This window comes from Sphingomonas segetis (assembly GCF_009720245.1).
Taxonomy (GTDB): domain Bacteria; phylum Pseudomonadota; class Alphaproteobacteria; order Sphingomonadales; family Sphingomonadaceae; genus Sphingomicrobium; species Sphingomicrobium segetis.
In genome coordinates this window covers 1-2,841 of sequence record NZ_WJSQ01000224.1, presented here as the reverse complement: position 1 = coordinate 2,841, position 2,841 = coordinate 1, and the positions used below count along the sequence as shown (strand labels likewise).

At 68.0% G+C, this 2,841-nt stretch carries 3 protein-coding genes; 1 reads left to right on the top strand and 2 read right to left on the bottom strand.

Going from position 1 to position 2,841, the window contains the following annotated elements:
* Positions 1 to 333 (bottom strand): amidase family protein (locus GH737_RS14025; protein WP_275401973.1); only part of this gene is annotated, 333 nt, incomplete at its 3' end.
* Positions 334 to 353: 20 nt separating this feature from the next.
* Complete coding sequence (locus GH737_RS14020; RefSeq protein WP_155265399.1) at positions 354 to 650, bottom strand: PDZ domain-containing protein; 297 nt, start codon at positions 648 to 650, stop codon at positions 354 to 356.
* A gap of 120 nt (positions 651 to 770) precedes the next feature.
* On the opposite strand from GH737_RS14020, the gene GH737_RS14015 reads away from it, so the two are divergent.
* Positions 771 to 2,841, top strand: a 2,071-nt coding sequence (locus GH737_RS14015; RefSeq protein WP_155265398.1) for a TonB-dependent receptor, incomplete at its 3' end; no start/stop codon positions are given.

The following is a 2,841-nucleotide window of genomic DNA, read 5'->3' as shown; positions in this document are numbered from 1 at the left end:
GCGCAGCCGCGCGACCAGCGGCGCGTCGCGGTTGGTAACGTTGCCCGCGAGCGCGAGGCTGCCCGCCGTCGTCGGCAGGGTTCCGGCGCTTTCGATATTGTCCTTGATGAGCACCGGCTGCCCCGCGAGGGGTCCGCGCAGGGTTCCGGAATCCACCGCGAGCGCCTGTTCGATCGCGGCCGGGTCGAGCGCGATCACCGAATGAAGCTGCGGATCGACCGCGGCGATCCGGTCGAGCGCGGCCCGGACATTGACCTCGGCCGGCCCGGCAAGCTGCGCGCTTGCCGCAGTCGCCAGGACGAGCGCTGCTGCACCCGCAATCCACTTGCCCATACGCGCCCCCTTCGTTGATGTCAGCGGGGCGCGAGTAAAGCGTCGAGCGTACCCGGCCCCTTGCCGACCTTCTCCAGCCTCGGATAGCGCAGGCCGCCGTGCCAATCGAGCGCGACGGTTTTGTAGACGTCGCCGTCGTGGACCAGCAGCTGCGGTGCCGGGCCGCCGTTCGCCGCGGCCTTGATCGCGGCCTTGATCGCGTCGCCGTCGAAGTCGCGGCCGTTGACGGCGAGGATTTCCGATCCGACGGTGAGCCCCGCATTGAACGCGGCGCTGTCCCAAAGCACGCTCGGAAGGGACTTAACGAAAGTGAGCACTAACGAAGTTTGCGCTGGCGACACAATGCGGCGTTCCCGTTCGCAGAGGACAGCAGGTCATTTATCGAAGTTAAGCGACACGTCAGGGGTCGTTCAGTTCGCCGCGGCAACGGAGCGCGGATGAAAACCCGTCACATGCTGCTGGCCGGCGCTGCCGCCCTTTGCTTCGCCTCCCCATCACTGGCACAGCAGGCTGCCACCGGATCGGCCGATCCGGCACCGGCCTCGACGCAACAGCCGGAGACCGCGGCCACAGCGCAGGGGGACGCTGCCGCCGCGCAAGCGGTCTATGACGATTATGGCGACGAGGAAGCGATCGTCATCCAGGGCACGCGCGCGCGCGGATCGGTGATCGGCGACATCCCGCCCCAGAACATCCTCAATTCCAGGGATGTGCGGGCGACCGGCGCGACGAGCATCGACGATTTGCTCGAAGCCATCGCACCGCAGATCGGCAGCGCGCAGGGCCGCGGCGGCGAACGCCCGGTGCTGCTCCTCAACGGGCAGCGAATCTCGAGCTTCCGCGAAATGCGCGACATTCCGACCGAAGCCATCGAGCGCGTCGAGATCCTCCCCGAGGAAGTGGCGCTCAAATACGGCTATCGCGCCGACCAGAAGGTCGTGAACATCGTCCTTCGCCAGCGTTTCCGTTCGACCACCGCAAGGCTCGAAGGGACGGTTGCAACCGAAGGCGGCTATGCCGGCGGCGAGGCCGACCTCACCCAGTTCATCGTCCAGCGCAATGGTCGCACAACCCTTAACGTCCACGCCGAGGGCAACTCCATGCTGACCGAGGCGGAGCGCAACATCCTGATCGCGCAGCCGCCGGCGAATGGAACCGCCGAGGAGGCGCTCGCCGCGCGCTCGCTGCTCGGCACCAAGCGTGACATTCGCGCGTCTGGCACCTTCAATCGCAACGTCCTCGGAGACGTTTCCGCAACGCTCAACACCGAGGTCGAGCACAACGAGGGCCGAGCCCTCATCGGCCTTGGCGAGACACTGCTTCTACCGCTCGCGCGCAACACCAGCAGCGACACCGCGCACGCGGGTCTCGCGCTCAACGGCACGAAATCCGAGTGGCGCTGGACTCTGACCGGCAATGGCGATCTCGAGCGCAACATCACCGGCACCGATCGCGACAATGCGGCTCGCGACCGAGCGCGGCAGACGACGGCATCGGCCGACGTCAAGGCGACCGCGAACGGCAAGCTTTTCTCGCTCCCGGCCGGCGATGCGAGCACGACCGTCACCCTCGCCGGCAGCACCGTCAACCTCGATTCGGAGCGCCGCGCGGCGGGCGTTACCAGCTCGCAGTCGCTCGGCCGCACGACCGGCGAAGCGGCGATCAACCTCGACCTGCCGATCTCGCGCCGGAACAAGGACTTCAGCGCGCTCGGCAACCTGACGCTCAACGGCAATGCCGAGGTCGACCAATTGTCGGATTTCGGCACGCTGACGACTCTTGGCGTCGGCGCGAACTGGTCGCCCGTCGACCGCCTGAGCTTCATCACCAGCTGGACTCGCGAGGAGGGCTCGCCGACGATCAACCAGCTGGGCGCGCCGGTGCTCGTGACGCCGGGAACCAGGGTGTTCGATTTCACCACCGGGCAAACCGTGCTGGCGACGGTGACAAGCGGCGGCAACCCCGACCTCGATGCGGACCGGCGCAAGGTTGTGAAGCTCGGCGCCAACTGGCAGCCGTTCGAGAACACCGACCTCCGCCTGCGCGGGGAATATGTGCACCAGACGATCGACCGGCCGATCTCCAACCTGACGATCACGCCGACCATCGAAGCGGCTTTTCCGGACCGTTTCGTGCGCGACGAATCCGGGGAGCTCGTCAGCGTCGACCTGCGGCCGGTCAATTTCGAAAGTTCGCGCCGCGACTCGCTGCGCCTCGGCCTGGATTTTTCCAAGCCGCTGAAGTCACAGCGGCCGTCGCAGGCGGTGATCGACCAGTTCCGGGCGCAATTCGCCGGCCGAAGCCGCGACTCCGGACAGGCGAGGGGCGGTTCCGACGCGCAGGCGGGCACGCCGCCCGCGGCGTCCCCGCCGCCGCAGGGCGCCACGCCACCCACGGGCCAGACACAATCCGCTCCTGCCGCAGCCGAAACAGCCTCGGCTAGCGGAGAGCGGGGCTTCAGGGGCCGCGGCTTCGGCGGCCGCGGCGGCGGGCGGTTCGGCGGCGGAG